Here is a 6,456-nt window from a genome sequence, read left to right as displayed (position 1 = left end):
TGCCCCAAAACGAGTTTAGGCGACGGTCGCAAATGAGCGATAAGCGATCATTGAGATTGGATAAATTTTAAAAATAACCAATATAGCTTATAAATACAGAAATCCAGACGAATGAACTTATCAATAGCGCAATTAATACTGCTGCGGAGCCTAAATCTTTAGCGAGACCTGACAATGGATGAATCTCTAAGCCAACTCTGTCTATTGTTGCTTCTATTGCTGTATTAACAACCTCTGCGAATATCACAAATAAAACAGAGATTAGTAGCATGACCTTTTCGTAAATACCTATCTGCCAAATCGAAATAATAATTAGCGATAAAGCGAGTAAAAAAAGCTCTTGTTTAAAAGCAGCTTCATTTTTAGCAAGCCATTTAAATGCACGCTGTGAATTTTTAAAAGCTAAAACTACTCGATTAATACCTGACGGCTTATTTGCACTATCAAATTGCATTGGAAACTCTCTTTATAGACTTAGGGCCTTACAGGCGTTAAAAATATCGTATTCAGGTTGGTATTGACTGCTGCTTACTTGAGTTAAGCCAAGTAAAGTGTCAAAAATATTGTCGTGTGAAAATACTTTTGAGCGTTGTAACTCAATACAATGATTAAATTTAGAGTTAGCGAGTTTATTACTCCAAAAAATCATTGGAATCTGGGTTTGCTCGCTTGGTGCTAATGCATATGGAAACCCGTGAAGGTATAAACCTTTCTCACCAAGTGACTCACCGTGATCTGACACATATAGGAGTGACTTCTTTGTTTCGTTACTTGCTTGTAATACTTTTATCAACTGGCTTAACACCTTATCTGTGTATGCGATAGTATTATCATATGTGTTTGTTAGTTCAGTTGTACTACAGTTCTGAATATCGCTTCGAGAGCAATCAGGTTTAAACAAACTTTCGTGTTCAGGATAACGACGATAATAAGTTGGTCCATGTGAACCTATCATATGTAGAACAACCAATTTATGTTTAGCGTTACTAGTCGCTATCTTGTCTGCTAGTTTCGTAACTAATATTTCATCAAAACAGTAATGACCATCACATAACGGATGTTCTTTATTCGGCTCAATGTTGTCTGATTTGATGCGAGCACACACTCCTTTACAGCTGCTGTTATTATCAATCCATGTTACTTCAACACCACTTCGCTGAATAATGTCTAGAGCATTTTCTTGACTACTAGCAAGCCGAGAATCATATTCTTTGCGGTTCAGTCGTGAAAACATACAGGGGACTGAAATAGCCGTCGCCGTTCCACACGATGAAACATCACTAAAATACTTTACGCCTAACTTGGGAGTATAAGTATTCGTTGCTCTACTATAGCCTTGTAGTGAAAAGTTAGCCGCCCGAGCTGTTTCCCCGACAACCATTACAGTTAGCGAGGTGCTCGTTTTATTTTTTAAAGTGGGCAAGTTATCGAGTACCTTGAAAGGTAATGGTGGATAAAAGTAATTATCCCTCAGGTATTTATAACTTGCTGTATAGAATGCAAACGGGGTGATATAACTTGTTAGCTGTGGGTTGTTGCGGCCAACAGAAGCGTACTCTTTATAAAAGGGTACAGCGATTAAGGCACAACAGAGCAAAGCTGATAGATTTAGCTTCGTAAAACTTTTTAAACGAACTCTAAAACTCCCAATAATTGTGAACTTGGAAAATAAGTAAGTAGGTACAATCCCCAATAAAAAAATAAATAACACAAGCTGAAAGTTCAAGTATGAAAATGCTTCACCTGAATTTGTTTCAACAATATTTTGTAACATGCTCTTGTCAAAAATAACGCCATAATTAAGTGTTGAATAAAACAACAATGAGCAAACTAAAACACTAAATAGAAGTATAGCTTTAACAAAAGTAATTAAGGACAACCAACTTAAAACTAAAACAGTCAATGAGAAAAGCAATAAAGGGACCGACGCGATAAAAAGCCAATTTATATGCCCTGACTGTGTTGCAGCCATAAAAGTATTGTATAAAAACAAGCCATTAAATGCGATAACGATATACATTGAAACTAAGCAAACAAATTGGCTGTAACTTACTTGCCAAGACGAAATACTAAATCTTTTAAAAGCAATTTTCATAGTTATTCCTTATCACTACTTTTATCAGCTAAACGATAAAGCTGCTCGGTGTAAGCTAAGTTGCTAAATAACACATGAGCGAGTGCTTTTTCAGCCAACGTTTGATCTGCGTTTTGCTGTTCATTTTTTTCTTGTATTTTGGTTTGTTTGTTATAGCGCCAATAGCTGGTTTGTTGATTTGGCATTAGGATGACAGCGCGATCATTTTCTAGGTATGCAAAATTGTCGTAGTACTGCATCATTGCGCGTTCAACTGGATAACTTTTAGTCAGATCAAAGCCCAGCATAGGGGTTGCTTGGTCAATTCCTAAAAGTGACATCAAAGTAACAGGTAGATCAATTTGACTAACGAGTCTTGGATCGCGTTTACTTTTCATATCGCTGTTTAAAACAACAGCGGGTATATGAAAAGACTTCAAAGGGACAGGTTCAGAGCCAAAAACACGCACATCATGGTCTGCCACAACCAAAAATACGGTGTTTTCCCAGTACGACTGTGTTTTTGCTTTATTTATAAATTTCCCTAGTGCGTAATCGGCATACTTAATTGCAAGATCACGCTTATAGTTTTCAGGGTTATGTCCTTTGGGTAGCGATACTTTGCCTTGTGGTATATCAAACGGATCGTGATTACTAGAAGTAAATACAAGACTAAAAAATGGCTCTGTCGAATTACTTAATTTAGTCAGTTCTTTATCTGCTTGATTGAATAAGTCCTCATCACTTACCCCCCAAGAGGAGATAAACTGGGGATTTTCAATATGGTTGATGTCAACAATATCGTTAAACCCGTTTCCTAGAAAAAAGCTTTTCATATTGTCAAAATGGCTTTCACCGCCGTAGATAAACTGTGTTTTGTAACCTTCTTGACTCAATACATCCGCTAGTGAAAAAAAGTTATGCTGCGATTTAGATAGTTTAACTACTGAGCGAGATGGTGATGGTGTAAAACCTGTGGTAATTGCTTCAATACCTCTTACGGAGCGCGTGCCCGTAGCATAAAGGTTGTCAAACCCCCACCCTTGTTGATATAGCTTATCAAGTTCGGGCGTAATATCTAACCCACCAAGTTCTCCAACAAATCGGGCACCTAAACTTTCCTCAAGTATTATAACTAAGTTTTTTTTAACACCAGACACAAAAGGCTTGTTGTGCGCCAAGGTTGGAATATTTCCAGCGACAAACTGTTTTCGATAAGAAGCCTTTTTGACCGTATCTATAATTTGTTGACGAAGCATTGTGCCATACAAATTACTGGCACTTTTTTCATTACCCATGTTTTTCAGCGCAAACGCAACACTGTAAGTGGAGTTAAGAACAAGTGAGTTTACTAGTGAATCTTGAGAAAAATAGACTAATGCAGGGTTAAGCGGTCGGTGATTTAATGTACCTCTAGCAGCAAATAAGCAGATTATTAAAGCAGCCATTAGAATGGGTAAATTAGATGCTTTTTTCAGTGACGGTGGTTGTGTGAATGCTCTGCATAAAAGGCGATAGCTATAAACGCTTGTTAACGAGGCCAAAAGCAATGTACTTAGCATTGCAAAAAGATGGCCATGCACTAACATTGAGAAGACTTCTTGTGGGTAATCAAGGTATTCAATATATAATCGGTTAGGCCTTACATCATATTGATTGATGAATGCAGGTGTTGATGCTTCAACAATAACAACTACAGTTACAACGCAGCTACCGTAAAGTGTAAAAATACGCTGGAAAAGCTCTGTTTTAGGGCGTGCAACTACATGCAGTATCAGTATAAAAACCCCAATAGTTGCTAAGTATCCAATGCTACTTAAGTCTATTCTGATTGCTCCTGATATGATCGGCCAAATATCACCATCATTTAATCTTGAATGTTGCCAAAACAATAAAGCAATGCGGGAAGTTATAAAGATTGATATCAATATAATAGTAAAACGCAACAAGGGTTTTAAAACGGAAGTATTTGCTGTCATAGTTGTGCTCGATCTTAATAATTGCAGCAATACTAAAAACCGAAACTTAAGAAATCCTGAGTCTAAACTTAATATTGGCTAAAATATGGAAACTTAAGCAAGTCTTAAGTAAAACTTAAGCTATATGGCGTAACCTAATGATGCAGATGCATTTCAGGTGAATGAGTAACACATGAAGTTATTAATAATTGAAGATTCAGCGTCACTAAGGCGTAGTTTACGAATTGGCTTAGCAAATCTAGGCTTTGCGGTTGATGACACCGGTGATGGTGCACAAGGGCTGAGTATGGCGATGACAGGTGAGTATGAGCTTATAATACTTGATATTATGTTACCGAGTATCGATGGTATTACTTTATTGCAAACCATAAGAACCAAACAGCTTGATTCTAAAGTCTTAATTTTGTCAGCTAAGCAAGAACCTGAAGACCGTGTTTTAGGGCTTTTAACAGGAGCGGATGATTACCTGACTAAACCCTTTTCATTTGATGAGCTCCACGCTCGACTGCTAAATTTAATGCGCCGTGGAGGATTGAAGATGATGAGTGATAGCATAACTATTGATAATTTAGCACTGAATTTACAGTTAAAATTGCTAAAAGTGGCTGACCATGTTATCGACTTAACACCCAACGAGTACAAAATTGTCGAATGTTTATTTAGCAATCAAAATAAAGTGTTTAGTGCAGAAAAGCTAAGTACCTACCTTGCAGGGCAATATGATTTGATATCAAAGAATTCGATTGAAGCCCATTTATCATCTGCTCGCAAAAAAGTAAGAGTTGCAGGGGGGGAGCTGCCAATTCAGACCAAACGTGGTTTTGGTTATATTGTACAAGGACAATAATGAAATCTATTCGCAGTAAATTAGTTGTTACACTCTCGGTAACTATAACTAGCTTTGTTTTATGCATTTTGTTGGCAACCGACATTGCTGTTGATAGTTGGATAGATAATGAGTTTGATCGCAGCCTGCAATCCAAAGCAGGTATGTTAATGACCTTAGTACATAAAACTAATGAAGGTTTTTCGTTTAACTTTTCTAGTGAGTTTTTGCCCGAGTTCGAAGGGGAAATAGAGCCTGAGTACTTTCAATTATGGAGCAAAGAAAGTGTTTTTACCCGCTCAAAAAGTTTAGATTTATTTGAAGTTAAAAACCTACCATATGAAAGCTTAGAAATTGGCGAGTCAAAAATACTCCCTATACAATTATCTGATGGCCGAGATGGTCGGGTGTTTTATAGTCGTTTTATACCACAAGAAAAAGACAATACATCAGTAGACACATATAAAAAAACAAATGATGAGCCACTGACTTTAGCTTATGCAGCGTCTTCTGAGGAAGTTGATTTTGTACTTTGGTTGATTGACGTTATTTTTATAGTCACCATAATTACAGTTATTGTATTTATTCGATTATTTGTCAGGAAGGCGATAGATACATCACTTGCGCCATTAATTAAACTCAACCAAGATATCAGTCAGTTAAGTATTACCAGTGAAGGCTCACAGATATTTATACAAGAGCCAGTTAAAGAGCTCTTGCCTATTGTTGAAAGCTTAAATGCTTTTATTAAAGAGAATAGACAACTTTATCTAAGGGAAAAGCGACTTACATCCGATATTGCCCATGAAATAAAAACGCCCATTGCCGAACTTATAAATATGGCAGAAGTTGCTATCAGGTTTCCAAATGAGATTGAGCTCAATGAGGATTTTAAGCCTGAAGCGTTGAAAATAAGTTTACGGCTTAAAAATATCGTGTCGAACTTATTGCTATTACATAAATACAGTAATGGTAAGCTAATCAAACAAGATGCTTGTGATTTAAATCAAGTCATTACCAGAGTCTTAGAAAACACTGATTTATCGCGTGTAAATTTGGAGTTGAATGAGAATGCACCAGCAATTATAAGCAACTTGTTTGCCCTCGAATCAATTATTAGCAATTTAGTTAACAACGCTAAACAATACAGCCCACTAAATTCAAAAATTTTAGTTTCGACAATGATTTCAAAAGAAAAACTTTTATTTTTGTCAGTTACTAACTCCCTTATTGAACCTTTGAGTGATAATGATATAGACCAATTATTTGACCCTTTATGGCAAAAAGACACTTCAAGAACATCGAATGATAACTTTGGATTGGGGTTATCAATCGCTAAAACGCTTAGTAAAGCAATTGATGCGCAATTAAGTGCAGAAGTTAGTGACAGAAAAATCACATTCTCTTTAGCCTTAAACACTGATTAGTTTATTTAGCCCTACATAGAAATAAAGGCTGGGGAATGCAATTATGTGATGAGGCTCCTAAATACTTAATTGTACTGGTAGCTATCAAACAATCAACTCCGTTTCTGCGGCTTAGCAGGGTGTTGTTATCACTATACATTTTACAGATCC

At 36.5% G+C, this 6,456-nt stretch carries 5 protein-coding genes; 2 read left to right on the top strand and 3 right to left on the bottom strand.

Going from position 1 to position 6,456, the window contains the following annotated elements; genetic code table 11:
- Positions 1-67: 67 nt before the first annotated feature.
- Genes AC27JL_RS18810 through AC27JL_RS18800 form a run of 3 tightly spaced genes read right to left on the bottom strand, consistent with a single transcriptional unit; the run spans position 68 to position 4,053 of the window.
- A complete protein-coding gene (locus tag AC27JL_RS18810) occupies positions 68-454 on the bottom strand; it encodes a diacylglycerol kinase (RefSeq protein WP_024599461.1) in 387 nt (128 codons plus the stop codon).
- A gap of 12 nt (positions 455-466) precedes the next feature.
- Positions 467-2,095 (bottom strand): phosphoethanolamine transferase, encoded by a 1,629-nt coding sequence (locus AC27JL_RS18805; RefSeq protein ID WP_487196299.1) that lies wholly within the window; start codon positions 2,093-2,095, stop codon positions 467-469.
- Between the two features lie 2 nt (positions 2,096-2,097).
- Positions 2,098-4,053 carry an LTA synthase family protein gene (locus AC27JL_RS18800; protein ID WP_487196298.1) on the bottom strand — a complete coding sequence of 652 codons (1,956 nt, stop codon included), beginning with the start codon at positions 4,051-4,053 and terminating at the stop codon, positions 2,098-2,100.
- Positions 4,054-4,225: 172 nt separating this feature from the next.
- On the opposite strand from AC27JL_RS18800, the gene AC27JL_RS18795 reads away from it, so the two are divergent.
- The gene (locus tag AC27JL_RS18795) at positions 4,226-4,900 is read left to right on the top strand and encodes a response regulator transcription factor (protein ID WP_487196297.1); all 675 of its coding nucleotides are present in this window, start codon (positions 4,226-4,228) and stop codon (positions 4,898-4,900) included.
- Entirely contained in the window at positions 4,900-6,306 is a 1,407-nt protein-coding gene (locus tag AC27JL_RS18790) for a sensor histidine kinase (protein WP_487196296.1), read from the top strand. The genes AC27JL_RS18795 and AC27JL_RS18790 overlap by 1 nt, the downstream gene beginning before the upstream one ends.
- Positions 6,307-6,456 lie beyond the last annotated feature (150 nt).

It is taken from the genome of Pseudoalteromonas sp. 4NS20-0020 (assembly GCF_057554385.1).
The sequence above is the reverse complement of the archived record's forward strand: the minus strand, read 5'-3'. Positions and strand labels throughout refer to the sequence as shown.

Coding starts and splice junctions, on each gene's coding strand:
- AC27JL_RS18810 (WP_024599461.1), bottom strand. CDS start 454: ATGCAATTTGATAGTGCAAATAAGCCGTCAGGTATTAATCGAGTAGTT.
- AC27JL_RS18805 (WP_487196299.1), bottom strand. CDS start 2,095: ATGAAAATTGCTTTTAAAAGATTTAGTATTTCGTCTTGGCAAGTAAGT.
- AC27JL_RS18800 (WP_487196298.1), bottom strand. CDS start 4,053: ATGACAGCAAATACTTCCGTTTTAAAACCCTTGTTGCGTTTTACTATT.
- AC27JL_RS18795 (WP_487196297.1), top strand. CDS start 4,226: ATGAAGTTATTAATAATTGAAGATTCAGCGTCACTAAGGCGTAGTTTA.
- AC27JL_RS18790 (WP_487196296.1), top strand. CDS start 4,900: ATGAAATCTATTCGCAGTAAATTAGTTGTTACACTCTCGGTAACTATA.